The organism is Marinobacterium lacunae (genome assembly GCF_000705555.1).
GTDB lineage: Bacteria > Pseudomonadota > Gammaproteobacteria > Pseudomonadales > Balneatricaceae > Marinobacterium_D > Marinobacterium_D lacunae.
The window spans coordinates 39,326-66,077 of the sequence record NZ_JMQN01000063.1 but is presented as its reverse complement, the minus strand read 5'-3'; the positions used below and the strand labels follow the sequence as shown (position 1 = coordinate 66,077).

Genomic DNA, 26,752 nt, shown 5'->3' with positions numbered 1-26,752 from the left:
CGATAGGCGACCGATAACGTATAAGGGGCGGTAGCGCAGCTGGTTTCAGTCCGCTCTCTGTTCTCGCAATGTTGACCAAGGATCAGTTACTGCTGATGTTTTTGTGTGCCATCTTGTCCACGGTTCAGTTCGTTCGGGGGACAGGTTCAAAGCTTACTGTTACCAGCGCAACGCTGGTTCTCCTGTTGTTCGGCTCTGCGTTGGCTCCACTAGCCCAGGCGGCTGATGAGCTGGAGGTGGTGATCAAAGGGATCGAAGGTGATCTGGAAAGCAATGTACGTGCTCATCTGTCGCTGTCGCGCCTGGTCGGCGATGAGTCGCTTCCGAGTGTAAGCCGTATTCGTTACCTCCACGGGCAGGCCGCGAAGGAGGTCAGTGCCGGTCTTACACCGCTGGGGTATTTCAACAGTCACGTCGAGTCTGAGCTTGAGCAAACCGCTACCGGTTGGCGTGCGATCTATCACATTGATGCCGGGCCCCGGGCGCGTGTACGCCGCCAGGAGTTGAGCGTCACCGGCGAGGGGGCCGATGATCCGTCGCTCACTAGGTGGCAGTCCCGCCCAGCGTTACAAGTGGGGGCGCCGCTGGATCAACAGGCGTATGACGCCATAAAGGCTGAGGTGCTTGAGCGTGCGGCGGGGCTTGGTTATTACGATGCCCGCTTCACTCAGGCCCAAATTGTCGTCGATGCGCCGGATAACAGTGCCGATATTCGACTGGCACTTGATACCGGCCCGCTCTATCGCCTGCGTGAAATACGTTTCAGCGATGCGCCAGTGCGTGAGGCGTTACTAGCGCGATACAGTACGCTGGAAACGGGGGACCCTGTCGCCACCGATCAACTGCTTGAGATGCAGCGGGGGCTTGTCGATAGTGGCTATTTCAGCGGCGTCGAAGTTCAGCCGCTCTGGGATGAGGCCGATGAAGATCGGGCGATACCGGTAGAGGTTTACCTGACGTCTAACAAGCGCACCGCTTACCGCTTTGGTGCAGGCTACGGCACCGATACCGGCGCACGCATGAGTGCCAGCCAGCGACGTCGTTGGGTGAATGATCGTGGGCATCGCATGGAGTCGATCCTTCGGCTGTCGGAGGTGACGAATACGCTGCTGTTCAACTACGAAATCCCGGGGCGTAATCCGGTCACCGATACGTACCAGGGGCGGGCGTCCTATGAGCAGGAGCAGACCGACAGTACGGACTCCGAAACCTGGGCTGTCGGTGCGCAGGATCAGCGTGCACGAGGCAACCAGAGCTGGCACTGGGGCTTGGGGCTGGAGCAGGAGACCTTCCGCTTCGGTGATGATGAGCAAAGCACCATGCTGCTGGTGCCAGAAGGCGGGTGGTCGATAGTCTCCACCGACAACCGTTTGAACCCTTCGCGTGGCTACCGCCTGAGTATTGATTTATCGGGGGCCGCTGAAAGCCTGCTCTCCGACACGAGCTTTGTGCAAACACAGGTCAGCGGCAAGGCCGTTTACAGTCTGACAGACGATCTGCGGGTATTGGCGCGGGCTGATATCGGCGCGACAGCTGCCACTGACTTCGGACTTATGCCTGCATCACGCCGGTTCTTCGCCGGGGGTGATAATAGCGTGCGCGGGTATGACTACAAAGAGTTGGGACCTGAGGATAACGAAGGCGAAGTGCGTGGTGGACGCTATCTGCTGGCGGGCAGTCTGGAGATGGATTACCGCGTGGCGCCCCAGTGGCGGGCCGCTGTTTTCTGGGATAGCGGTAATGCCTTCGATTCACTGGATACGCCACTGAAAAACAGTATCGGCGTAGGAGGGCGTTGGCAGTCACCCGTAGGGCCTGTGCGTGTCGATCTTGCCCACCCTGTTGAGGATGGCGGCTTTCGTATTCATTTCACCCTGGGGCCTGATCTTTGATGCCTATGTTCAAGCGCTATCTGCGCTATGCACTTTTGGTCCTGCTAGTGCTGCTGTTGCTGATCCTGAGCGTTCTCGGGTGGAGTGTGGCTACGGAGTCCGGCACGCGTTGGCTGGCGGGGCGCGCGATCGCCTATGCGCCGGGCAGCCTTCGGATCGAGACGGTATCGGGGCGACTGATCGATCAAATGCAGCTGACCGGCATTCATTATCAGGCGGGCGATCTGGCGATTGACGGTGAGTCCTTGCTGCTTGAGTGGGATGCCTCAGGACTGCTATCGGGTGAATTGCTGATTCGGCAGCTGGTGATCGGACCTGTCGATCTTCACTTGCCGAAGCCGACGGATGAGGCGGTTCAGACAGAGGGATCAGATGGGATCGAGTTGCCCGGTCAGGTGACGCTGCCCCTGGGCGTCGAGATTCGTGATCTGCGTCTGGCGCGTGTTCGTGTCTTTTCTGCAGACAACGATAAACCCGAAACCCTTGTGGATAACGCCGAGTTGATACTGAGTGCGCGGGGAGAATCCGTTGAACTTGAACGGCTGTCCGTGCAGTCGCCGATGGCGGATCTCAGTGTCAACGGACGCGCTGATCTGCGCGATGACTACCCGCTTGGAGTTGACACCCAATGGGTGTTACGAGTGCCACGCGGAGGTGTTGATGACGGGGCTGTGATGAATGTCAGTGGCAAGGGGCGTATTAGCGGCGATCTCAAGGCTTTGGTTATCGAGCAGCAGGTGCAGGGCGCGGTGACCGCCTCCCTGAAGGGGCAGTTGGAGCAGGTGCTGAGCGCGCAGCCGCAATGGCAGGCTGAGCTGGCGGTCAGTCAGGTCGAGATATCCCAGATACTGACCGATCCAACGCAGGAGATGCAGGCGCTTGATCCTGAGGCTCGGATCACAGCCAAGGGGGATCTCTCGTCGGCAGAGGTGGAGTTGTCGCTCTTCGCAACCTTGCCGGAGTTGAAGCGGACACAGCTCGATCTCGGGCTGTCGGCGTCAACTCAGCGAATCGAGATTGAGCGACTCACCTTGACGCCGGAGCAGGGAGAGGCTCGATTGGAAGGTGTTGGCCGTATTGATGACCCTCTTGGTGCACGCACGCTCAAGGCGAAGCTCAGCTGGCAGGCACTACGCTATCCACTGGTTGATACTGCGCTTGTGCGGTCTGCAAAAGGCGAGCTGAGTCTTGACGGCTCGCTGGATGATTATCGACTGACGTTGACAACTGGGTTGAACGGGCCGGACTTTCCACCCATCGAGTTGAATCTGCAGGCTCAGGGCAGTCTAGAGGGTATACGTCTTGAGCCGTTGCACGCTGAAACCTTGGGCGGGAAGGTTGATATAGAGGGTAATATCGGCTGGCAATCGCAGCTTGATTGGAACCTCAATCTCAGCGCTGACCAACTGGACCCGGGACAGTTTTGGCCACAGCTGCCGGGCAGCGTAAGTACCCAACTGCACAGCAGCGGGCAACTGGCCGAGCAGTTGGAAGCCGAGCTTCAGATCAAACGGCTGGACGGCAATCTGCAATCGCAACCGCTCAAGGGCGGGGGAGTGGCGCGCATGATGGGGCCCGTCGTACGTCTGGATCAGTTGAATTTGGAGTGGGGTGGCACCCAACTGACAGCCAGTGGCGAGATTGCTGAGCAGATGGCGCTGCAATGGACGTTAAATGTGGCTGATCTGGGCCGCCTGCTGCCCGGCTCGCAGGGTCGAATCAAGGGCGCAGGACGGTTGTCGGGTGCGCGCGCGTTACCGTCTGTCGATGCCGATATCGATGTGGCGGGCTTGAGGGTAGAAGGTGCACAGCTTGACCGTCTTGATGGCCGGGTTCGCTTTGACCCCAACTGGCGGCAGCCGGCGGATATCCACATCGAGGCGAAAGGCATTGAGGCCGGTGGCCAGCAGATTCAAAGTGCCGTACTGAATATTGATGGCACGGACAAAGCGTTGAATATTGCGCTGGACGCTCAGGCGAAGGGGTTGGCCGATCTTGCGCTGCGCGCAGATGGGCGGCTGCAAACCGATCTTCAGAAAACTCCCGTTAACTGGCAGTGGGCGGGGCGAATTACACGCCTTGATATCGATAATCCACACGCCGGGCATTGGGGGCTCAAGTCAGCGGCGACGATTGCCGCCAGCCCCAAAGGCTATGAGTTGTCACGACTTTGCCTGATACCGCAAGCGATTGAAGGCGCAGCGTGTTTGGAGGGGCGCAGCCAGGGGGCTGATACCGAAGCCCGTCTTGATGTCCAATCCCTGTCGCTGGCGCTTCTGGAACCGTTCATCCCGGACCCGACTCGCATCAGTGGAATCGTCAATGCTGAGGCTCGGTTCAGTGCGCGTGGCCAGCGCCGTCAATATGAGGCGCAAGTGCTACTACCCAGTGCCGGTTTGAGTCTGCCCGATTCGGATCTGAATCTGACGCTTGATCGAAGCCGTGTGACCGTCAGCGGTGATGAAAAGAGCGCGCAGGCAAAGATCGATCTGCGTCTGGATCCATTCGATGGTGTTGTCCGTGGTCAGCTGGATGTGTCAGACCTCTCAGGTGCTCAACGTTTGCGCGGTGGCATAGAGGCGAGGCTAGAACAGTTGCGCCCCCTGTCGTTGCTTGTGCCCACGCTTCAGATTCAGCAGGGGACTGCGAATGCACAATTGAAGGTGGCGGGTACGCTGGCTGAGCCTGATATCACCGGGCAGTTGTCTGTTGCCGAGGGTGATATAGAGGTGCCCTCAGCTGGAATCCGGGTCACCAATATTCAGCTCAAGGTAGAGGACGATCCACAGCATCCTGGCCAGATGCGCGTCAATGCGCAAGCGCGATCGGGTGAGGGTGAGTTGGCCGTTAAAGGGCGTGTGCAGCCCGCGGAACAGCTCGCCGAGCTGCAGATCAGCGGCGCCGGGTTTGAGGCGGTCAATACTGCACAGGTGCAAGTGTTGGTCTCACCGGACCTGCAACTGGCGCTCTCGCCTGCGCGAATCAAAGTTCGCGGTGATCTGACAATACCGGAGGCGCTGATTCAGACGCCGAAGATTGAGCAGAGCGCCGTGAGCGCGTCACCGGACCTTGTCGTGCAGGATGCCACAGGGGCGCAAGCGGCCAGGGGGCCCGAACTGGATGTGGACCTGCGGGTTGAGTTTGGTGACGCGGTTCGTGTCGATGCCTTCGGCTTCGACGGCCGGTTGGCGGGTGCATTGAACCTTCAGCAGCAAGGGCAGGGTCTTGCCCGGGGGACGGGTAGTGTCGGTGTGGTGAGCGGCCAATACCGACTTTACGGACAGGATCTGAATATCAGTCGCGGCAACGTCGTTTTTACCGGTGGCCCGTTGAGTAATCCGGGGTTGGATCTGCGGGTGGAGCGTGAGGTGGATGACGTGGTGGTGGGGGCGCTGGTCAGTGGGACGCTGCGTAAACCGGATCTGCGTCTGACCTCATCGCCGGCGATGCCGGACAATCGCATACTGTCCTATCTCGTGCTGGGCCGTGCGCCGGACAGTGCATCGGCAGGGGAGCAGCAGATGCTGATGAAACTGGCGCTTTCCCTCGGTGCCAAAGGGGGCACCAGCATCACCGAAAAAATTGGTCAGTCGTTGAATGTGGACGAGATCGGTTTCGCCTCAGGCGAAACCGCAGATGAGACCTCGTTCTACATCGGCAAATACCTGTCGCCGGATCTGTATATCAAGTATGGCCTCGGGTTGATAAACCCCGTGAATACCTTCCTGATGCGATACCAGCTCAGTAAACGCCTGTCGCTGGAAACGGAAACCAGTAGCGAGGGCAGCGGCGGTGATCTGATCTACAGTTTTGAGCGCTGAACCGGAGGCTTAGGGCTCGGACGCAACGGCAACCGATGACAGGTAGAGCGTGCGATGCTCGCAGTTGTCTACTTTTGCGATAGCATCCTGAAGTTGTCGCTCGGCGTTGGTTGGGATCTGTGCGTACTCGGTCGCGCTCACACTTTGATATGAGCGCTGGACCAGAAAGCGGCGCTCGAACGGCATCACCTTGATGTAGGTGCGATCATTAATCTGGGTTGAGACGAACTCATGGCCCTGCATCTCCGGGTTGACCCCGTCGGCAAGTTCGATCTCGCCCCGTGTGCAGGGCAAGGGGGTGTTGCCGGCGGCGGTTGGCGCGAATACCTCTGTTGGGTCAGCACCCTGAAGAATTGCATCGAGCTGATCCTGGGAGACGCCGGTGTCCCGCGCGTTCTGAATCACCGCGATGTTTTCCTGAGTGTTTTGGGGGGTGATGGCATCGATCAACGTACTGATCGATTTGAACCCGCCGACACAGATGACGGCGCCAAGCACCACTTTTTTAATTGTTGTATCCATATCAGGCTGTGCTCCTCTCCCTGGAGAACCCCTACTTCGCGTTGGGGATTAGCTGAAATTAGACGTGATCCTTGTGGCTGTCAAACCGACAATGACCCTCAGGGAGTTGATCGGAGGAGTTTAACGCAGACGTGGTTTAGTGCCGGTAAAGGTGTTGTGACGGTTTGGATGATCGACTAACGATTGGCAATATCGCCATATATCCGACTGTAATGTGAGTTGAGGTTGTTGCGCACGTAGTCGAGAAACGCCTGCATAACGGGGGTTGGGTGCTTAGATGACGGATAGACTGTGCACCAGGAGCGGCGAAGTGGAAAACCGTCTAGATCGGGTATGGCCAGCTCGCCCAGTCGTAGCTCGGCGCTGATACTGAGTTTCGGTAGAACAGCGACGCCTAGCCCGGCAATAATGCCGTGTCTTATGGCCGCGTTTGAGCCTAGTTCCATCTTCGGTTTCAGGCTCAGCCGCCGACGTGAACACCAGTCTTCCAGCGCGTGTCGGGTGCCAGAACCGGGCTCTCTGATCAGCAGGCCTGCATCGAGAAACCCCTGAGGAGTCAGGTTCGCCTGATGCAGAAGAGGGTCGTCTGCACGCACCACCGGTACCATCTCATTGTCGAGAAACGGCATGCTGGATAGGCTTCTGGAATCTGGCACCATACCCATTATGACGAGATCGTCCCGGTTCTCGTTTAGTCGCTCGACGGCTTGGGCACGATTGACCACCCGTAGGCGTACCTCAATCTGTGGATACTGCTTCAAAAAGCCTTCCAGCAGGTAGGGCACCACATATTGAGCGGTGCTGACGGCGGCAAGGCGTAATTCGCCCCGCACCTGTCCCTGAAGCTCAGCCAGCTCCATCTGAAGACGCTCAAGATCGGCAAATATGGCTCGCACCGCCAACATCAGTTGCTCACCCGCGGCGGTGACATAGAGCTGCTTGCCTACATACTCAAATACCGGTTGGCCCAGAGTCTGCTCTAGTTGTCTGATCTGGGCGCTGACAGCCGGTTGGGTCAGCCCCAGTTCCTCTGCCGCCCGGCTGTAGTTTTGTCGGACATAGACGGTGCGAAACACCTGTAGCTGACGAAAGGATAACCTGTTAAGTAATTGATTTAGCGTGTAAGGCATGAGGTATCCATTCGTAACTGATTGAAATAGAGTGCTAATTCCTAGTTATAAGTAAAACCTTATAACAAGCAGAAAAAATATCAATTTATAGTTTTTCTCCGAGTGATCTAGTGTGAATTGGTCTGATCGATGCACTCTTCAGGGAGAAGATCCATGTTGAAAAAGATCCTGATTGCCAACCGCGGTGAAATCGCGGTCCGTATAGTACGGGCCTGCGCAGAGATGAATATCCGTTCGGTGGCGATCTATACCGAGCCGGATCGGTACTCGCTGCACGTGAAACGTGCGGATGAAGCCTACTATTTAGGTGAAGACCCGTTGGCTGGCTATCTCGATCCGCGTCGAATAGTGAATTTGGCGGTTGAAACCGGCTGTGATGCAATCCATCCCGGCTACGGATTTTTGTCCGAGAATAGCGAGTTCGCCCGTATCTGTGCCGAGCGCGGCGTGACCTTTATCGGCCCGAAATCGGATGTCATTGCCAAAATGGGGGACAAAACCGCTGCGCGTGCAAGCATGATCGCCGCAGGCGTGCCGGTAACACCGGGCACCGAAGGTAACCTGGCGGATCTCGATGAAGCATTGAGTGTGGCGGACGAGATCGGCTATCCGATCATGCTGAAGGCGACGTCGGGTGGTGGCGGTCGCGGTATTCGCCGTTGCGACAACGCTGCAGAACTGAAAGCTCAATACCCGCGTGTCATCTCCGAGGCGACCAAGGCGTTTGGTTCTGCCGAGGTGTTCATGGAGAAGTGCATCGTCGATCCCAAGCATATCGAAGTGCAGGTGCTGGCGGATAGCCAGGGCAATGCAATCCACCTCTATGAGCGTGACTGCTCGATCCAGCGTCGCAACCAGAAGCTGATCGAGATTGCGCCCAGCCCGTCGCTCACGCCGGAGCAGCGCAACTATGTTGGGGAACTGGCGGTGCGCGCCGCCAAGGCTGTCGGGTACGAGAACGCAGGAACCGTCGAGTTTCTGGTGACCGGCAACGAGATCTACTTCATGGAGATGAACACCCGTGTTCAGGTGGAGCACACCATCTCCGAGCAGATCACCGGTGTCGATATCGTGCGTGAGCAGATTCGAGTGGCGTCAGGTCTACCGCTGAGCTACCGCCAAGAGGATATCAGCTACCGTGGGTTTGCGTTGCAGTTCCGTATCAATGCCGAAGATCCGAAGAACAACTTCCTGCCGAGCTTTGGCCGTATCACCCGCTACTACGCGCCGGGCGGTCCGGGTGTGCGCACCGATACTGCGATCTACACCGGTTACACCATTCCCCCTTACTTCGACTCCATGTGTCTGAAACTGATCGTATGGGCGTTGAACTGGGAGGACGCTCTGGATCGTGGCGCGCGAGCCCTGTCGGATATGCGTGTACAGGGTGTTAAAACGACTGCACGTTACTATCAGGAGATCCTCCAGGATCCTGACTTCCGCAGTGGGGAGTTCAATACCAGCTTCGTGCCCAACCATCCCGAGCTGCAGAACTACTCAGAGAAACGAGACCCCAGCGAGATCGCATTGGCGATCGCTGCCGCCATTGCTGCCCACGCCGGCGTGTAAGCCGTCGCGAAAAGGAGAGATTTGATGAGCAAGATTAACGTTACCGATGTCATTCTGCGCGATGCCCACCAGTCCCTGATCGCGACCCGCATGCGCACAGAGGATATGCTGCCGATCTGTGACAAGCTGGACAAGGTTGGATTCTGGTCCCTTGAAGTCTGGGGTGGCGCGACTTTCGATGCCTGCGTGCGTTTTCTGAAGGAAGATCCGTGGGAACGTCTGCGCGAACTGCGCAAGGCGTTGCCCAATACTCGCTTGCAGATGCTGCTGCGCGGCCAGAACCTGCTGGGCTATCGTCATTACGCCGATGATGTCGTGGAAGCGTTTGTCGCCAAGGCGGCGGAAAACGGAATCGATGTATTCAGAGTGTTCGATGCGCTGAATGACCTGCGCAATCTTGAGGTTGCGATCAAGGCGGTCAAGAAAGCGGGCAAGCACGCACAGGGTACGATCTGCTACACCACCAGCCCCGTACACACTGAAGCGCTGTTCGTGAAGCAGGCTCAGGCGCTAAAGGATATGGGTGCCGATTCGATCGCGATCAAGGATATGGCGGGTCTGCTGACGCCGTACGCCACCTACGATCTGGTCAAGGCGATCAAGGATGCCGTTGATCTGCCGCTGTTTATCCACAGCCATGCCACGGCTGGTTTGGCCGCGCAGTGTCAGTTGAAGGCGATTGAGGCCGGTGCCGAACATATCGATACCGCAATCTCCTCATTCGCTTGGGGTACCAGCCATCCGGCGACCGAATCTCAGGTTGCGGCACTGCGCGGCACTCAGTGGGATACCGGACTTGATCTTGAACTGCTGGGCGAAATCGCCGATTACTTCCGCGAAGTGCGCAAGAAGTATCACCAGTTCGAATCTGAGTTCACACGCGAAGACGTGTCTGTTCAGATCAACCAGGTGCCGGGCGGCATGATGTCCAACCTGGCCAACCAGTTGAAAGAGCAGAATGCGCTGGGCCGTATTCGTGAAGTCTTTGCCGAAATTCCGGCGGTGCGCAAGGATCTGGGCTATCCTCCGTTGGTTACCCCGACCTCTCAAATTGTCGGCACGCAGGCGGTGTTGAACGTGCTCACCGGTGAGCGCTACAAAACCATCACCAACGAGGTCAAGCGTTACCTCCAGGGCGGGTATGGCCATCCGCCGGCTGAGGTTGATCCCAAGTTGCGTACCAAGGCGGTCGGTAAAGAGGATCTGATTGAAGGGCGCCCGGCTGATCTGCTCAAACCGGAGATGGAGCGCCTGCGCAAGGATATTGGTGATCTGGCCGAGACCGACGAGGATGTACTGACCTTCGCCATGTTTCAGGACATTGGCCGTCAGTTCCTCGAACAGCGTGCTGCCGGCACACTGGAGCCGGAAGCCCTGCTGCCGAAAGAGAAAGCGGGCCGCAGTGTCGACGAGGGCGTCGCCACCGAGTTCAAGATCGATGTGCACGGCGAAACCTATCAGGTGGCCATTACCGGTGTGGGCGGGCATGAAAGTGGCAAGCGCCACATCTACCTGACGCTGGATGGCATGCCTGAAGAGGTGCTGTTCGAGCCGTTGAACGCCTATGTTGGCGCAACCGCCAGCGGACGCCAACAGGCCAGTGCGCCGGGCCATGTGACCACCGGTATGCCGGGTAACATCGTCGATGTGCTGGTGGCTGTCGGCGATAAGGTCAGCGCCGGTCAGCCAGTGCTGATCACCGAAGCGATGAAGATGGAAACCGAGATTCAAGCGCCGATCGCCGGTACTGTCACCGGTGTGCATGTTGCCAAGGGCGACCGTGTAACGCCGGGAGAGGTGCTGGTCGAGATCGAGGCCTGATACAGCTTCGCAATGCCCCTCGTGATTGCGGACCCCGCCGATGATCCGGCGGGGTTTTTTTATGTCCGCAGGAACGGTTGCCTATTTAGTTAGAGGATACTAAATTAGATAAATCTAAATAATAAAAATCGGGGATTCGAGCATGGCGGATATCGTAATTGTCGGTGCGGGGGTGGGCGGTCTGCCCATGGCGTATGAGATGCAGGCGCTGGCGAAGCCAGAGGATAGGGTCATTGTCGTCAGCGACAAGGACTACTTTCATTTTGTGCCCTCGAACCCCTGGATCGCCGTGGACTGGCGAAAGCGTGAAGATATCGTGCTGGCATTGGCCAACCCCTTGGCGAAGAAGAATATCGAACTGGTGGTTGCCGGCGTGACCCGTGTTGTCCCCGAATCGAACGTTATCGAGCTGACTGGCGGCGGCACGCTCGGCTATGACCATCTGATTATCGCTACGGGACCAAGACTGGCCTTCGATGAGATCGAAGGGCTAGGGCCTGATGGCTACACCCAGTCGATCTGCCATGTAGACCATGCCGAGGCTGCGTGCGAGAAGTGGCGCGAGTTTACCGCCAAGCCCGGCCCTATTGTGGTGGGAGCCGTGCAGGGGGCTTCCTGCTTCGGGCCCGCCTACGAGTTCACCTTCATCATGGACAAGGATCTGCGTAATCGAAAAATACGTGATCAGGTCCCCATCACCTTTGTTACGCCTGAACCCTATATTGGCCATCTAGGGCTTGATGGCGTAGGCGACAGCAAAACCATGCTCGAATCTGAATTGCGTCAGCACCATATTGACTGGATATGTAATGCCAAAGTCGATCGCGTTGAAGACGGTGTCATGCATGTCATCGAGTGTGACGAGCAGGGGCAGGAGAAAAAGCGTCATGAGCTGCCGTTTAACTATTCGATGATGCTGCCTGCGTTCACCGGCATCGACGCAGTGCGCGGTGTTGAGGGGCTGGTGAATCCCCGAGGGTTTGTTCTGATTGACGAGCACCAGTGTAACCCGACCCATCGCAACATTTGGGGCATCGGCGTTGCAGTGGCGATTGCACCGAAAAAGCCAACGCCCGTGCCCACCGGAGTGCCCAAGACCGGTTTCATGATTGAAAGTATGGTGACCGCGACCGCCCGCAACATTCGTGCGCGACTCGATGGCGAGAGTGAAACCGCCGAGGCAACATGGAACGCGGTGTGTCTGGCCGATATGGGGGATACCGGTATCGCCTTTGTGGCGATGCCTCAGATACCTCCGCGCAACGTGAACTGGATGAAAAAGGGCAAATGGGTGCACCTGGCCAAGGTAGGATTTGAGAAGTACTTCATGCGCAAGATCAGTCACGGCAACTGCGATCCGATCTACGAAAAGATCGTGTTGAAAGCGCTTGGTATCGAGAAGCTGAAAAGCTGATTTAGCTGAATTCGAAACTGAGCTGTCGGGTCGGGAGTTCATCCGACAGTGCGACACTGATGCCGACCAGACGGACCCTCCGTCCGTCGGCGCGTTGCCAGGCGGTATGTAAAATGGAATCGAGGATATCAGAGCTGATACGGTTGGCTTGTCCGGACGCGGTTGTCTGCTGGAAGTCGTGAAATTTGAGTTTTACGGTAATCCCCTTGAAGGGGCGCCCGCGCAACCGCTGCACAAGCTCGGGCAATAGCGTATTCATGATAGAGGCGCATTGGGCCTCGGTTCTCAGGTCATGAGCCAGGGTTGTTTCGACACCTACCGACTTGCGCTCCCGTGAAGGCTGAACCGGTCTGTCGTCAATGCCGCGTGCGCGCTGATAAAGGCTATTACCGAACTTTCCGAAAGCCTCGGTCAGATCGGCCAGCGACCAGGGCAGAATGTCGCGGCCATAATGCAAGCCCAACGATTCCAGCCGCTCGGCTGTTCGAGGTCCCACGCCTGGCAGTTTTCGCAATGGCAGGTCGGCGGCAAATGCAGCGGCGTTGTCCGGCGTAATCACGAACTGTCCGTCGGGCTTGTTCTCGTCCGAGGCAATCTTGGCGAGAAACTTGTTCGGTGCGACGCCGGCCGATGCAGTCAGTCCTGTTTCGGCCAGTATTTCTGCACGGATCTTCTCGGCGATCAGCGTTGCGCTGCCCCGGCACGCCTTGCAATCAGTAACATCCAGATAAGCCTCATCGAGTGAAAGCGGCTCGACGAGATCGCTGTAGCGGGCGAAGATCGCTCGAATCTGGTTGGATACTTCTTTATACACTGACATGCGTCCGGGCAGCAGAATCAACTGCGGGCAACGCCGGACCGCTTCGGCACTGGGCATTGCCGAGTGCACGCCAAACTTGCGCGCTTCGTAGCTGCAGGTGGAGATAACACCTCGGGAGTCCGCTTTGCCGCCGACGGCGATCGCTTTGCCCTTAAGCTGAGGATTGTCCCGTATCTCGACCGAAGCAAAGAAGGCGTCCATGTCGATATGGATGATTTTACGCTGCATGGACGTTGGGCTCTGGTTCAGCCGTCCTCCCAGACTTCACGTAGTGGCTCACCGAAGTCGTCATAGATGACGCGCTTGCGCGGTTTCGTTTTGGTGTGAGACTTTCGCTCGGGCTTGCTTTGTTTACGTCGGGCATCGATGGCAGCGAGAACGTCCATGGCCGGTGTACGCGTTTGCGCAGGACGGCCATCGTTGAATGACGGCCGAATTACCGCGCCATCCTCAAGCCCACTGACCCCCGGATTTACACTCTTTATTTCGCCGCCATCGCGAACGTAATCGAGAACCTGTTGCTCGAGTTCGCGGCGGATTTCAGCTTTGCTGCGACGCTTATTCATCCCGATATTATGCATGAACCCCAATGGTTCTTGCAGCTCGCTTTACGCTGGATTCGAGGGCTGTATAAAAACTATTGTCCAAGTGGCGGTACGAAGGAGTACAGTCTGTAATTAGGGACAGAGATGGTGTTCATTGCTCTGGATCAATCCGGTGCGATGTCGATTAAGGCTCCAGTGATCTAGTATTGACGGCTCATATGGAAGGGGTTGTATCGTGAACGATTGGGTAAGCAGCCGTAGCAGTAAGGTCTGTAGCCTGCTTGCCGTGCTCGTCATGGGTAGCATCACACTCATCTGGACGCTAAACGACGTATTGGTGGTGAACGCGGCCCTTACGCTGTCCTTGCTACTGATTCTCGGCGTAGGTTGTTTGCAGCTCAGGCAATACCGCCGACTGTGTGAGGACTCTCACCTAGATCGGCTCACGCGCAGGAGTCGTGAACTTCCCTATATCGGGCTTTCCTTGATGAGCCTGGATGATGATCGCTGGCTGTGGAATAACCCTTCTTTTTCGCAACTGTTTGGCGGCAGTACAGCACAGCTTTCCACTGAGGATTTTCTGAAGGTGTTGGAACCCTCGGAGCGTCTGCGGGCCGACGAGATCTATGCTAGGTTCAAAAGCGGTGAACAGCAGTACATGCATGTCGAACACCGTATTCGGCGACTGGACGATGGCAGCGAGCGCTGGATCGAATTTGACCTTCACCTACAGACTGATCTTGATCAACGGCGATACCTGCTGGCGACCGCACACGATATTACCGAGCAGCGTCAGGCTTTAAGATCGATCCAGCGTCAGCGGGATCTCTATGAAACCCTGTCTCAGACCAATAAAACGATCGTGCGTGCAAAGGATCGGCAGACGCTGTTGGATTCTATCTGCACTGTTGCGGTCAATCACGGTCATCTGTGCCATGCGTGGGTGGGACATTTCGTCGGAACTGAGCTGAAGCCGATGGCCTGGGCCAGTGAAAACTTGCAGGTTTTGGAGCAGGTTTTTGAAGGGATCAACGATGTTAGCCGTGAAGCGCCGACCTATAAGGCGCTGAGAGAAGATCGTGTCAGTGTCTGCAATAACATTCATGAGCACACGTGGGATGACTTTACGGTCGATCTGGCCAAACGTGCAGGTATCGCTTCGATAGCGGTGTTTCCTCTTCATCAAGAGGGGGAGGTGATCGGTAACCTCACGCTGTATTCCAAAGAAGCAGAATTTTTTGATCCGCTGGTCATGCGCACGCTTGCCGAGATGGCGGGTGATATCGGCTACGCCCTGAATAACCTCGAGCGTCAACAGGCGCTGGAAACTGCCAATCAGATTATAGAGTCCAGCCCCGTGGTCGTGTTGCGCTGGTCCTCGAAGCCCGGAAACCAGTTGCTGTTTGCGAGCGAGAATATCCTGCGTTGGGGCTATCGCTCGGCAGACCTGCAGAACACTCCATTGATGAGTCTCGTATCCCCGCAAGACCGGTCCCGACTGGAGCACTTGATACAGGGGGTAGTGTCCAGAGGCGATCAGCTATCTCAGTGCCGCTTCCGTGTTCTGACCGGCGATGGCGAAACCCGTTGGGTCGAGGCTCAGATTATCTGCCATGCCACCGGCGATCAGAGTGGCTGTTTGGAGGCGTTGGTAAGGGATGTCCATGCACGCAAACAGCATGAAGACAGTCTGAATTTAGCCGCTGCTGTGTTCCGCAGTACGCGGGAAGGGGTTGTCATAACCGACGCGAACCAGCGTATTCTGGAGATCAACCCGGCGTGCAGCGCGATGTTGGGTTATGAGCCGGAAGAGGTGATCGGCAAGACGCCCAAACTTTTTAGCTCAGGCCGGCATGGCGCCGATTTCTACGCCACTATGTGGCGGGATCTGCAAGCTGAAGGCTACTGGCAGGGTGAGATCTGGAACCGGCGTCGTGACGGTCAGTTGATTCCCGAGCTGCTCAGTATTACCCGTGTGGATGATCCTGACGGAGGCGATAGGCGTTATGTGGCGGTGTTCGCCGATGTCTCGGAAATCAAGCGCTCCAGCGAAAAGATCGAGTTTCTCGCGCATACCGATCCGGTAACAGGGCTGCCCAACCGCGCGCTATTTCAGTCGATGCTTGAACAGGCCATTCGGTCCGGGAAAAGACAATCGCACGAGGTGGCGTTGTTGATATTGGATCTTGACCATTTCAAGGATATCAACGATGGCTATGGGCACGGTATCGGTGATGAACTGCTTCAGCAGGTTGCACAGAGATTGCAGCAGCATTTGCGAGGGAGCGATTCGTTGGCTCGATTGGGCGGCGACGAGTTCGCGGTTTTATTGACCGATCTTGGACGCCAGCTGGATGCAGCCAGCGTTGCAAGGCAACTGATCGAGTTAATGTCCGAACCTTTTCATCTCAGTAACGGGGCCGACATTCAGTCCGGTGTCAGTATCGGCATTAGCTTGAACCAGCATGCCGACGATCATGATGCCCAGGAGATGCTAAAACAGGCGGATGCCGCACTGTACAAGGCCAAGTCACTGGGTAGAGGGTCATTTAGCTATTACTCCAATGATCTATCCAAACGGGCGGCAGAGCGGTTGGATATGGAGGTGCGCTTGCGTCGTGCGATGCAGCAGGGATTGCTTGAAGTGCATTATCAGCCCCAGGTCGAGATCACGACAGGGCAGATTATTGGTGCCGAGGCCCTTGTGCGCTGGCACGATGAGGAGCGGGGCTATATTCCGCCTGATCAGTTTATCCCCTTGGCAGAGCAATCGGAATTGATTGTGAAGCTTGGGGACTGGGTGCTTGAGCAGGTTTGTCGTCAGGGTAAGGCTTGGCTTGATCAAGGTTATCCCGAACTTCAGTTGGCGGTGAACCTCTCGCCGGGACAGATGCGCAGCAATGATTTGGTAACACGTATCGCCGAGATCGTGAATAGAACCGGTTACCCTGCCCGCCTGCTGGAGTTGGAGCTGACCGAGGGCGCACTGATGCATGATCCGGAAGTCGCGACACAGCGGCTTACCGAGCTGCGTGAGCTGGGTATATGTCTCGCGCTTGACGATTTCGGTACTGGGTACTCTTCTCTGGCCTATCTCAAGCGGTTCCCGCTTTCAGTGCTCAAGATTGATAAATCATTCGTCAGGGGGCTGCCGGTCGATTCTGACGACTGTGCCATCTCCCGCACGGTGGTTGCCATGGGGCACTCGCTGGGCATGAGCGTACTGGCCGAAGGTGTTGAAACCGAGCAGCAGCTGAAGTACCTGCAAGGGTTGGGGTGTGATATCTATCAGGGCTTCTTGTGCAGTCCGGCGTTGCCGGAGCAGTCGTTTATCGAACTGCTCCGCGCGGGTGAAAATGGTGCCAATCAGCCTTGCTGAGCGAGTTGCTCAAGACGGGAGAGGTGCTGCGTCAGCGTCTCTGAATCCATAAAGCTGGCGGTTAGACTGTTACGGGCCAGCTGTACGGCCTCAGCCTTGCTCATGCCGATCGCGTCACGAACCGCCAGAAAGTTATCCAGCAGGTAGCCGCCGAAATAGGCGGGATCATCCGAGTTGATCGTTACGCACATACCGCGCTTAAGCAGTTGCATGATGTTGTGGTCAGACATCTGCGAAAACACTTTCAGGCGTACATTGGACAGAGGGCAAACGGTCAGCGGTATCTGCTGATCGATCAGCCGCTTCACCAGCTGCTCATCCTCGGTGCAGCGTACACCGTGGTCGATACGGACAACCTTGAGCAGGTCCAGTGCCTGAGCAATGTAGTCGGCGGGACCCTCTTCACCGGCGTGAGCGACGGCCTTCAGCCCCAGGGCTCTCACCTGATCGAACACTCGCTGGAATTTCTCCGGTGGGTTCCCCTTTTCCGAGCTGTCCAGCCCCACCGCTACAAAGTGCTCACGCCATGGCAGCGCTTGCTGAAGCGTGACCACGGCGTCCTCTTCGCTGAGGTGGCGAAGGAAACTGAGTATCAGACGGCTGGTGATTCCCCATCGTTTGTGGCCCTCTTCTAGCGCGCGGAGAATACCGCGGAACTGGCACGCCATGGTGATGGCACGCGCGGTGTGCGTCTGGGGATCAAAAAATGGCTCGACGTGGACAACGCCATCTTCGGCACAGCGTGCAAGATACGCCAGCGTGAGATCGTAGAAGTCCTCTTCGGACTGGAGTACAGCAGCACCCTGATAGTAAAGATTCAAAAAGTCCTGCAGGTTCCCGAATTCGTAAGCATCGCGCAGCGCCTCGACGCTGTCATAGGGCAGGGTGATTTCGTTACGCTCGGCCAATGCAAACATTAGCTCAGGTTCAAGCGTGCCTTCCAGATGCAGGTGCAACTCGGCTTTGGGCAGAGCCCGCAGCAACTCAGTATCGATATTGCTCATCGTCATCTCTCCGCAGAGCAGCAGCATAAAGCGCTTTTTGTTGTCACTTTGAGTGTATAGCAAAGGGGCTTGGGTGGGAGAGCTTTAACCTGTCCCATAGGCCGTGTTTTTCTTCGGTAACATTATGTAAGATGGTTTTAATACAATTTTTGAAACAATCACTTATGGAGTAGGTGAGTAGGCGCATTAGCCCACCCTAAGGAGCGTTGTGTACTCCGGCATAATCCGAACAACGGGTCTGATCTTGGCGCTGGCGCTTGCATATTTTCTGGCGGCCCTCCTGATTACCGGTCAGGGCATGCACCAGCAGATCATGCCTTTCTGGGCTCCGGCCGGTATTGCATTGGGTGCAGTGCTGCGTTTCGGTCCCGCTGTATTGCCGGGGGTATTGCTTGGCAACTTCGCGTTCAACCTCCTGATACCGCTCACCTGGAACGAATCCCTCACGTTCAATAACGCGTTGACGGCTCTGGCTATTGGAACCGGCGCGACGGTACAGGCAGGCGTCGCCGCGGCTTTGCTGCACCGTTTCAAGTCACTACCGCTGGCGCCAAAAAGCGGGTGGGCGCTGCTGGCTTATGTGCTGATCGCAGGCCCTTTGAGCTGTCTTATCAATTCGACTCTGGGTACTTCGGCTGTCTATTTCATCAATGATGCAGGCGGTAGCGCGGGCTTTTTTAAAGACTGGTTGTTATGGTGGGGGGGCGACAGCTTCGGGGCTATTGTGATGGCGCCGGCTGTGCTTGCGTTGTTCCCCGACAAAGCTGCTGTCAGGCAGAGACGCTGGCCTTTGGTGATTCGTCTACTCGGTGTTGTGGGCTTGGTGCTGATGCTCAATCATCTGCTGATGCTACGTCTGGATGGGCAGCTAAGGCGTGATTTTCAGCGCGATATACGCCTTGTAGAAGCCCAGATTTTTTCCGCTATCCAAAAAAACTTCGCCGATCTGGCTTATCTGGGGCAACGCTTTGCCGAGCCCGGAGGAATGAGTACCGAAGCGTTTCGGGAGCGTGTGGAACAGCTAACCCGGGACAATCCAAGTGTGCGTGCCTATTCCTGGGATCCTGTGGTAGAGGTCGAAGATCGCCATGCGTTCGAGCAAATGACCGGGGCCATGCTTGGCGAGCCAAACTACACCATCTATGGCGAGTCGCTGATGCCAAACGACCCGTTGATACCGGTACAGATGGTGGAACCAAGGGCATTGAACCGCAAGGCGTTGGGTTTTAACCTTCTCTCGCTTGGGGACCGCCGCCGTTCGGTGATTCTGGCTCAGAGCAGCGGTCAGCCGGTGGTGACCGAGGTGCTTAATCTGACGCAGGCACCGGACCAGCCGGGTTTTCTGATTCTGCATCCGGTTTATCGTTTGGTGGGTGAAAACGGTCCGTTGCAACGGAAGCGAGAGCTGACCGGTTTTATGGTCGGTGTTTTTACCGTCTCTCAGCTGATTGATGGTGCGCTTAACGGAGCGGGAATTACCGACGTAAGGTTGAGACTCACGGAACAGGAGGCTGAGACACCGTTTTACTCTGATTTCCCGGATGCCGTACTCGACGATCTGATTGGTCATTTCACGCTTCAGGTGGGGCAGCGTAACTGGCAGGTCGAAGCGATGCCAGGCCCTGACTACATGGCGGCTAATCCGTCGAGCAATGCGACCGATATGCAACTACTGTTGGTCTTGAGTGCTGTGATTAGTACGCTTTTGGTGCTCTCCATGCATGACCGCGAGCGCGTACTGATGGATGAAGTGGATCGGCAAACCCAGTCTCTTGCGTTTCAGGCCCGGCATGACGATCTGACCGGACTGCCCAACCGAAGCCATTTGATGGAAACGATTCGGCAGCGTGTTTTGGGGCCTGATAAACAGCCCTTCGCCGTGCTGTTTATCGATCTTGACCGTTTCAAACTGATCAATGACAGTCTCGGGCATCAGGCGGGTGATCGGATGTTGCAGCAACTGGCGCAGCTGCTCAGCCGTCATTTGCCGAAAGACACCATGCTGTTTCGTATGGGCGGGGACGAGTTCATCCTGCTGGTGGAGGGGGATGTTCAGCGCGCCAGTGTCGAGGCCGACCGGGTATTGATTGCCACTACCTTGCCTTTGGACATCGATGATGTGCGCGTGCAGATCACGGCCAGTATCGGTATCAGTCTTTATCCCGCCCACGGTGATGATTTGGGCATGCTGATCAAGCATGCCGATACCGCCATGTACAGGGCCAAGGCACAGGGCAAGAACCGCTATGTGGTCTATAGCGAAGAGTTTACCGACCAGGCGTTCCACTCCTTTTCACTGGAACAGGATCTGCGCGTGGCCCTGTCAGAGCGGCAGCTTGTACTGCACTTCCAACCCCAATTCGATCTGAAAACCATGGAACTGGTTGGCACGGAAGCGCTGGTGCGGTGGAATCATCCTACCCGCGGGCTGCTGGCGCCCGGACACTTTATCGAGCTGGCAGAGGAGACCCAGCTGATCATTCCCTTGGGGTGGCAGGTGATCGAATTGGCCTGCGAGCAGATGAAGCGCTGGGAGCAGCAAGGGGTCGACTCACCCTGCGTTGCCATCAATATTTCGCCCCAGCAGCTGTTGCAAATCGACTTCGTCGAAAAGCTCAACAAGCTGGTCGATGGGCAGGGGGTTACCAGAACCAGTATCGAGCTTGAGATTACCGAGCTTATGATTATGCAGGACCCGGATCTTGCGATGATGCAGCTGCACCGCCTAAGAGAGTCAGGGTACCGAATAGCGCTGGATGACTTTGGTACCGGATACTCGTCTCTGGATCGCCTGAAGTACCTGCCGCTGGATCGTCTCAAGATCGATCAGGCGTTCACCCGCGATATTGGCAAGAACCCGAAAGACGAAGCGGTGATTCTGACCATCATTGCACTTGGGCGCAGCCTGGGTATTGAGGTGTTGGCCGAAGGGGTCGAAACCGAGGCCCAATTACGCTTCCTGACCCAGCACGCCTGCAACAGTGTTCAGGGCTTTTTGCTTGGGCGACCTATTCCGGCGGATGAGCTGTTCGTGGGCGTCTGATCCTGTCGCTCCTGCCTGAACTGGCGCGGTGATTGTCCACTGAGCCGTCGAAAGAATCGGGTGAAGTAGGCGGGGTCGGCAAACCCCAGCTGGTAGGCGATCTCGCTGACGCGCAGTGCCGTGTAGATAAGGTAGCGTCTGGCTTCAAGCACAATGCGTTCATGCACGATTTGCAGCGCGTTGCGCCCGGTCAGCTCGCGGCATAGCTGATTCAGGTAGGGCGCTGTTATTCCCAAGTCCAGTGCATAACTTTCCACTGTACGTTGGGCTACGTAGTCCCGGTTTACCATCTCCAGAAAGCGTTGCAGATGTTCCTGGCCCCTGTGTGCGCGCACCTGTTCACCTATCGAACCGGGTCCAAGTCTGTGGATGGTAATGGCCAGCAGGTCGATCAGGGCCTGCAACGCATGATCTCTGTCTTTGTCGGGCGTCCGTCGATACTCCCTTAGCAGCATCTCCATCAATTGTTCAATCTGATCGTTGTCATCCGGCAGGCGTACCAGGGCTGTCTTTGCCAGCGCGCTGCCAACTGCCTCCGAGCGTTCAAGCCGTGTTGTGGCCACCGACAGCACGGTGCCGGCCACGTCCTCTGACCAGAGAAAGTCATGCACGCTCATCTGCGAAATAAGAATCAACATGGGGGCGCGTATCGAAATCACCTGACCATCGATATTGGCCTCACCGGTGCCTGAGCGCAGATGGAAAACCTGTGAAATACCCGGATGCCGGTGGGGACGGATCTTAAACTGATGCTCGCGTGAGCGTGTGATCAGGGGTTCGCAATGCAGATAATCGGGCGTTTGTTGCCAGCTCTGGTCTCCATAGAGTTGTACCGTTGGGATGGCAGATGGTGTGCGCATGAGCGTGTCTCGCTGTAAGTTATCTTCGAAATGTACAGTTTTTTCATCCTTATGTCCCTTCTTAGTGAAAGGTTTTAAGACCAGAATTGCCTCTACCCGATCACCGAATTTGACCGGTGTGAATACCGATAACAAGTAGGAGGTAAGTGCATCATGGTCTGGAATCGACATGACTACGACGAGATCCCCGGCACCTATGTCTTTGATGGGAAACGTGCAAATTCAGGTTACGCGTTGAATCGTATGGCTTTTTCGTTCAACTCCGAGCAAAACCGCAAGGAGTTCGCAGCCGACATGGATGCGTATTGCCGCAAGTATGGACTGACTGATGAGCAGCGTGAGGCGGTGCTTAATGGTGAGTTTCTGAAACTGCTCCACCTTGGTTGCAATGTGTATTACTTGGCGAAGATCGCTGTCTTCCATGGCCTGAATGTGCAAGATGCCGGTGCCGCATTCCAAGGTATCACTGCAGATGAGTTCAGACAGAAGCTGCTCGATCAATCCGCTGGCTTTCAATCACGTTTAGAGACCGAAGGAGGATTCTGGCATGGCTAAGATTATCGGTGGGCTGACCACGTCTCATATCCCGGCTGTCGGCAACGCGATGGCGGGCAAGCTGGAGCAGGATCCGTACTGGAAGCGTTTCTTCGATGGCTACGAGCCGGTTAAACAGTGGCTGGATGAGGTCAAGCCGGATCTTGCGATCATCGTCTATAACGATCATGGCCTTAATTTCTTCCTTGATAAGGTGCCGACGTTCGCACTGGGCTGCGCCGACCGTTATCAGAATGCCGATGAAGGCTGGGGTATTCCGGCCAGTGCCGATGTTCCTGGGGACGCGCAGTTCTCCTGGCATCTGGCCGAGTCATTGATCCGCCAGGAGTTCGATATGACCACCTGTCAGGAGATGCTGGTGGATCATGGTTTCATGGTGCCGATGAACCTGTTCTGGCGGCAGTATGAACAGTGGCCGGTCAAAGCGATCCCTCTGGCTGTGAACACGGTGCAGCATCCGCTGACCAGTGCTGCGCGCTGCTACAAACTGGGTAAAGCGCTGCGTAAGGCCGTGGAATCCTACCCTGAGGATATGAAAGTGGTGGTGATCGGCACCGGTGGCCTGTCACATCAGCTGCAGGGCGAGCGTGCCGGCATCATCGATGTCGATTTCGATCTCAAGTGTATCGACAAGATCATCAACGAGCCTGAGTGGATGACGGGGCTTTCCAATGACTACATCATGGAAAAGGCCGGTACCGAGGGTATCGAGGTGATCATGTGGATGGTGATGCGCGGAGCGCTGGCCGATAAGGTCGATGTGCTGCACAAGCATTACCATGCACCGATCTCGAATACCGGCGCCGGTGTGTTGTTGCTGACCGATGCAGCTGCCCAGTAAGGCAGGGAGATCAGTATTTGAAATGCTGCCGGGGCCTCAGGGCTCCGGCATCGCTGTTACGTCCACTGAAACTTCAAGCTTTTGTGCACTGCCACCATCGAAAATAACACCCCTGAGCGGCGTGACATCACCATAGTCACGCCCGAGCGCTGTGGTGATGTGCTGCTCGGAAGGGATGTTGTCATTGGTCGGGTCGAACTCGAACCAGCCTTCGCCCGGTGAATATACGGCGAACCATGCATGAGATGCATCCGACCCGACCAGCTTTGTCTGTCCCGGCGGGGGCAAGGTTTCCAGATAACCGCTGATATAGCGGGCGGCAAAGCCCAGTGAACGCAGGCAGGCGATGGCCAGATGAGCAAAATCCTGACAGACGCCGCGGCGGTGCTCAAGCACTTCGTTCAAGGGGGTTGCCACGGTGCTGAATCCCGGATCGTACTTGAAGTCCTGATAGATGCGGCTGGTCAGCTCACGCACCGCCGAGAGTAGAGGCCGGTCTTCGTCAAAGGAGGGGAGTGCATACTCCCGCACGGCGTCGTTGCGACGAATCATCGGGGAATCCAGACAGAATTCGCGGGCGAGCAGGGTCTCTTCATCCACCGCTGCCTGCATCAGTTCACGCGCTCGCGCACAGCTGTTGCCGATATCGAGGTCGAAATTCAGGGTGGGCTGCAGAATGCGGATCTGGCTGGACACGTCGATCTCCAGCGATGTATGCGGCTCCTGAATCGAGAAGTAGTAGTACAGGTTCGAATAGAAATCCTCGCGGCGCACGCTGTATACCGGGGTCGGTGTAATTCGGATCTGCGTGCTCAGGCACTGTTGCCGAGCGGTATCCCGCGGCAGCAGGTGAGCGCGGTTATAGCAGAGCGTGACCGGGGTCTTATATTCGTAGCGGGTGACGTGGCGAATGCGGTAGATCATGGTTCTTCACTCCACCCGGTCTGAACCAACTGCTGCGGGCCGCTGCGATGGTCGAAATAACGGTCCGCAATGGCAATGGCGGTGGTGCACAGAAGCGATTGTATCCGTGACAGCCGTTGATCCAGTGCCTCCCGGATACCTTTGTCGTTGCTGTTTTCCAATTCGTCGGGGCGACTGAGCTGGACGAGTGTCAGCGCCTCCAGTATGCAGCGGTGCTCTTCGGACAGTACCGGTGAGCGCTCGCGGCTTTGCAACTGTTCGATATGCTGGCGCAGCAGGTCGATCTGATAATGCAATGACCGCGGATTGGTTTTGTCCAACATGATCAGTGTGAGTCCGTGCTTTAGCATCGGACGGGTGCGATAGCGGCGCCGGTAGGTAATCAGCACCTCAGTTGTCAGCAGAACGGTCTCGACAACCTGTTCTTGAGCCGAGTCGTCTAACGTGGGGACGAGCAGTGAGCGCAGCAGTGCGGTGCTTTGCAGCGTGCGTTCAAGACGCCTGCCCATCTCAAGGAAGCGCCAGCCGAAGCTGCGAATCATGCTCTCCTGCGTCAAACCGGACAGGGCCAGCAGTGAGGTAACCAGCGGGTCTAGCGCCTCTTCCGGTGCGGCTGCCAATCCGCTGCCAAGATACTGCGGCAGTGACTCGAGCTCGTCGCGCAGATCGTTGATGACGCGATGGGTGTCCGCCGAGAGCATCTCTTTGGTTTCTTCGCTGCAGTTAAGCATTGCCAGCAGGTTGGCGGTTATACCGCCGGCCCTGCCGGGATCGAGGATGACAGAGAGCAGCTCCTCTTCAGGGTGACTAAGCGGCGCATCGTCGGCTGTAAAGCCGGGATAGGTTGTTGTGACCTGAGTGACCGCCTTTAAAAGCAGATCGCGTACCGACTCCGGCAGAGGACCTGTGCTATTGAGCTGGATAAACACCGTACGCAGCAGGCGCATGGCCGCTTCGGCACGTTCACTGTAGCGGCCAAGCCAGAAGAGGTTCTCCACCACACGGCTTGGCAAATCGCTGGTCTGCTCATCGTAAGTGGGCTGACGCTCTTCGAGAGGGCTGACCCTACGCTGGGGTTCGGATGCAAGCACCCAGGTATCTTTACTGGTTGCTCCCAACTGGTTGCTGACCATGGCTTGATCGGTGCCGCTGGCCACGCGGGTCAGACCGCCCGGCATAATGCTGTAGGCACTTTGGTCGGCGACCGCAAAGCTGCGCAGTACAGTGGCACGAGGCAGCAGCTCCTGTTGTTGCCAGGAGGGAGATGTACCGGGCAGGTTGGCCTCTTGAGCCACATAGTGGATCGGGTCTTCGTGGATCTTTCGTTTGAGCTGGTCAAGCGCCTCGTCATTTAAGTTGGCGCAGTAAACACTGTGTTCGCCGCCGCGACGGACAGTGGGTTTGATGATCAGCTGCCGTAGGTTCGCCAACACGTAGTCGCGATCCTCGGGGTCCCCAAGCCACCAGGTCTGTGTCGAGGGCAATGTCAGATCATGGCCTAAAAAGAACTCGGCGATCTGGGGCAGGTATTTGAGCAGCGCCGGATTTTCCAGCACGCCAGAGCCAAGCGGGTTTGCGATCACCACGTTGCCGGCACGGGCAACTTCGAGCAAACCGGGCACACCCAGATGGGAGTCCGAGCGTAGCTCTACCGGGTCACACCAGGTGTCGTCGACACGGCGCAGGATGACGTCGACACGGTGCAGGCCATCAAGCGATTTCATCCAGACATAACCGTTGCGTACGGTCAGGTCGCCGCCCTGTACTAGCGAGTAGCCCAGATAGTTGGCCAAAAAAGTGTGTTCAAAATAGGTTTCGCTATAGGCACCGGGTGTCATTACCACGACGCGTGGCGAGTCGCCGTTGGGTGATAGCGAGGCCATCTTGCGCCGCAACGCCTGGAAGAACAGCGAGAGGCGGTGTACCTGACTGTCGCGAAACAGGCTGGGCAGCACGCGTGACATCACATTGCGGTTTTCCAGCGCATACCCGGCCCCGCTGGGCGCCTGAGTACGGTCACCGATGACAACCATCTTGCCGTCATGACCACGAACCATGTCCACGGCATGCAGCACCAGTTGTTTTTCACCCGGTATTGCAAGCCCCTGGCAGGCGCGAAGGAAGCCCTGATTGGAGTAAATCAGTTCGGGCGGAAGTACGCGGTGGCGGATCAACTCGCGCGGACCGTATAGATCCTTGAGTACCAGATCGAGCAGTTCGGCGCGTTCAATCAGGCCCGCTTCTATGTGACTCCACTCTTCGCTGTCAATCAGCAGGGGGACCGGGTCTAGGCCCCAGGTCCGGCTGCCGAGTCCTGCACTGGCGATGTTGTAGGTCGCGCCGTCGTCACGCAGTATGCGCTGGGCTTTGCGTTGTCGCTCGCGCAGTCCATCTGGCCCCAGGCTTCCAAGCCCATCCAGCAGATAGCGCCAGTATGGGCGCATGTCGCCATCGGCCCCGAATACTTCATCAAAGAAGGTGTCGGGACGCGCATAGTTCAGCGCTTGTTCGGCGTTGTCGGCTTTCAGTTGCGTGGCCACCTGATCTACTCAGCTCTACTGACAATATGAAGGACCCGCTTTCGCGGGCCACAATCATAGGGGATTTGCACA

The 26,752-nt window shown here is 56.8% G+C and carries 17 protein-coding genes; 9 read left to right on the top strand and 8 right to left on the bottom strand.

From position 1 onward, the window contains the following. Window positions 1-68 precede the first annotated feature (68 nt). Together ADIMK_RS20820 and ADIMK_RS20815 are read left to right on the top strand one after the other, a co-directional pair. Window positions 69-1,892, top strand: a complete 1,824-nt coding sequence (locus ADIMK_RS20820; protein WP_156043029.1) for an autotransporter assembly complex protein TamA — start codon at window positions 69-71, stop codon at window positions 1,890-1,892. Next, window positions 1,892-5,713 carry a translocation/assembly module TamB domain-containing protein gene (locus ADIMK_RS20815; protein WP_036192396.1) on the top strand — a complete coding sequence of 1,274 codons (3,822 nt, stop codon included), beginning with the start codon at window positions 1,892-1,894 and terminating at the stop codon, window positions 5,711-5,713. The genes ADIMK_RS20820 and ADIMK_RS20815 overlap by 1 nt, the downstream gene beginning before the upstream one ends. 9 nt (window positions 5,714-5,722) lie before the next feature. Here ADIMK_RS20815 and ADIMK_RS20810 read toward each other — a convergent pair whose 3' ends face one another. Both ADIMK_RS20810 and ADIMK_RS20805 read right to left on the bottom strand, forming a co-directional pair. Then, the gene (locus ADIMK_RS20810) at window positions 5,723-6,235 is read right to left on the bottom strand and encodes a hypothetical protein (RefSeq protein ID WP_036192393.1); all 513 of its coding nucleotides are present in this window, start codon (window positions 6,233-6,235) and stop codon (window positions 5,723-5,725) included. Window positions 6,236-6,411: 176 nt separating this feature from the next. Further along, window positions 6,412-7,365, bottom strand: a complete 954-nt coding sequence (locus tag ADIMK_RS20805; RefSeq protein ID WP_036192390.1) for a LysR substrate-binding domain-containing protein — start codon at window positions 7,363-7,365, stop codon at window positions 6,412-6,414. Between the two features lie 153 nt (window positions 7,366-7,518). Between ADIMK_RS20805 and ADIMK_RS20800 the strand changes: the two genes are divergently transcribed. The 3 genes from ADIMK_RS20800 to ADIMK_RS20790 all read left to right on the top strand — a co-directional run bounded on the left by ADIMK_RS20800 (window position 7,519) and on the right by ADIMK_RS20790 (window position 12,169). Beyond that, complete coding sequence (locus ADIMK_RS20800; protein ID WP_036192386.1) at window positions 7,519-8,934, top strand: acetyl-CoA carboxylase biotin carboxylase subunit; 1,416 nt, start codon at window positions 7,519-7,521, stop codon at window positions 8,932-8,934. A gap of 24 nt (window positions 8,935-8,958) precedes the next feature. Then, window positions 8,959-10,755 (top strand): sodium-extruding oxaloacetate decarboxylase subunit alpha, encoded by a 1,797-nt coding sequence (gene oadA / locus ADIMK_RS20795; protein ID WP_036192383.1) that lies wholly within the window; start codon window positions 8,959-8,961, stop codon window positions 10,753-10,755. Window positions 10,756-10,897: 142 nt separating this feature from the next. Continuing rightward, window positions 10,898-12,169 (top strand): NAD(P)/FAD-dependent oxidoreductase, encoded by a 1,272-nt coding sequence (locus ADIMK_RS20790; protein WP_036192380.1) that lies wholly within the window; start codon window positions 10,898-10,900, stop codon window positions 12,167-12,169. A gap of 1 nt (window position 12,170) precedes the next feature. Here the strand turns inward: ADIMK_RS20790 and dinB are convergent, their stop codons facing one another. Further along, window positions 12,171-13,217, bottom strand: coding sequence for a DNA polymerase IV (dinB, locus tag ADIMK_RS20785; protein ID WP_036192377.1), 1,047 nt, complete (start codon window positions 13,215-13,217; stop codon window positions 12,171-12,173). Window positions 13,218-13,234: 17 nt separating this feature from the next. Continuing rightward, entirely contained in the window at window positions 13,235-13,570 is a 336-nt protein-coding gene (locus ADIMK_RS20780) for a hypothetical protein (protein ID WP_051693197.1), read from the bottom strand. Window positions 13,571-13,769: 199 nt separating this feature from the next. Here ADIMK_RS20780 and ADIMK_RS21585 point away from each other — a divergent pair, with 199 nt between their 5' ends. Then, on the top strand, window positions 13,770-16,913 hold the full coding sequence (locus tag ADIMK_RS21585; RefSeq protein ID WP_081849906.1) for a sensor domain-containing phosphodiesterase: 3,144 nt from the start codon (window positions 13,770-13,772) through the stop codon (window positions 16,911-16,913). Here ADIMK_RS21585 and ADIMK_RS20770 read toward each other — a convergent pair. Next, window positions 16,901-17,917, bottom strand: coding sequence for an adenosine deaminase (locus ADIMK_RS20770; RefSeq protein ID WP_036192502.1), 1,017 nt, complete (start codon window positions 17,915-17,917; stop codon window positions 16,901-16,903). The two genes, ADIMK_RS21585 and ADIMK_RS20770, sit on opposite strands and share 13 nt — an antisense overlap. A gap of 208 nt (window positions 17,918-18,125) precedes the next feature. On the opposite strand from ADIMK_RS20770, the gene ADIMK_RS21580 reads away from it, so the two are divergent. Next, window positions 18,126-20,960: a bifunctional diguanylate cyclase/phosphodiesterase gene (locus ADIMK_RS21580; protein ID WP_051693195.1), complete on the top strand. Its 2,835-nt coding sequence runs from the start codon at window positions 18,126-18,128 to the stop codon at window positions 20,958-20,960. On the opposite strand, the gene ADIMK_RS20760 is transcribed toward ADIMK_RS21580, so the two are convergent. Next, window positions 20,903-21,820 (bottom strand): helix-turn-helix domain-containing protein, encoded by a 918-nt coding sequence (locus ADIMK_RS20760; RefSeq protein ID WP_197027605.1) that lies wholly within the window; start codon window positions 21,818-21,820, stop codon window positions 20,903-20,905. The genes ADIMK_RS21580 and ADIMK_RS20760 overlap by 58 nt on opposite strands. A 153-nt stretch (window positions 21,821-21,973) precedes the next feature. On the opposite strand from ADIMK_RS20760, the gene ADIMK_RS20755 reads away from it, so the two are divergent. Together ADIMK_RS20755 and ADIMK_RS20750 are read left to right on the top strand one after the other, a co-directional pair. Then, entirely contained in the window at window positions 21,974-22,375 is a 402-nt protein-coding gene (locus tag ADIMK_RS20755) for a protocatechuate 3,4-dioxygenase (RefSeq protein WP_036192374.1), read from the top strand. Continuing rightward, the gene (locus ADIMK_RS20750; RefSeq protein WP_036192371.1) at window positions 22,368-23,216 is read left to right on the top strand and encodes a class III extradiol dioxygenase family protein; all 849 of its coding nucleotides are present in this window, start codon (window positions 22,368-22,370) and stop codon (window positions 23,214-23,216) included. The genes ADIMK_RS20755 and ADIMK_RS20750 overlap by 8 nt, the downstream gene beginning before the upstream one ends. A gap of 36 nt (window positions 23,217-23,252) precedes the next feature. On the opposite strand, the gene ADIMK_RS20745 is transcribed toward ADIMK_RS20750, so the two are convergent. Both ADIMK_RS20745 and ADIMK_RS20740 read right to left on the bottom strand, forming a co-directional pair. Continuing rightward, complete coding sequence (locus tag ADIMK_RS20745; RefSeq protein ID WP_036192368.1) at window positions 23,253-24,140, bottom strand: transglutaminase family protein; 888 nt, start codon at window positions 24,138-24,140, stop codon at window positions 23,253-23,255. Next, on the bottom strand, window positions 24,137-26,680 hold the full coding sequence (locus ADIMK_RS20740) for a circularly permuted type 2 ATP-grasp protein (protein ID WP_231517112.1): 2,544 nt from the start codon (window positions 26,678-26,680) through the stop codon (window positions 24,137-24,139). The genes ADIMK_RS20745 and ADIMK_RS20740 overlap by 4 nt, the downstream gene beginning before the upstream one ends. Window positions 26,681-26,752 lie beyond the last annotated feature (72 nt).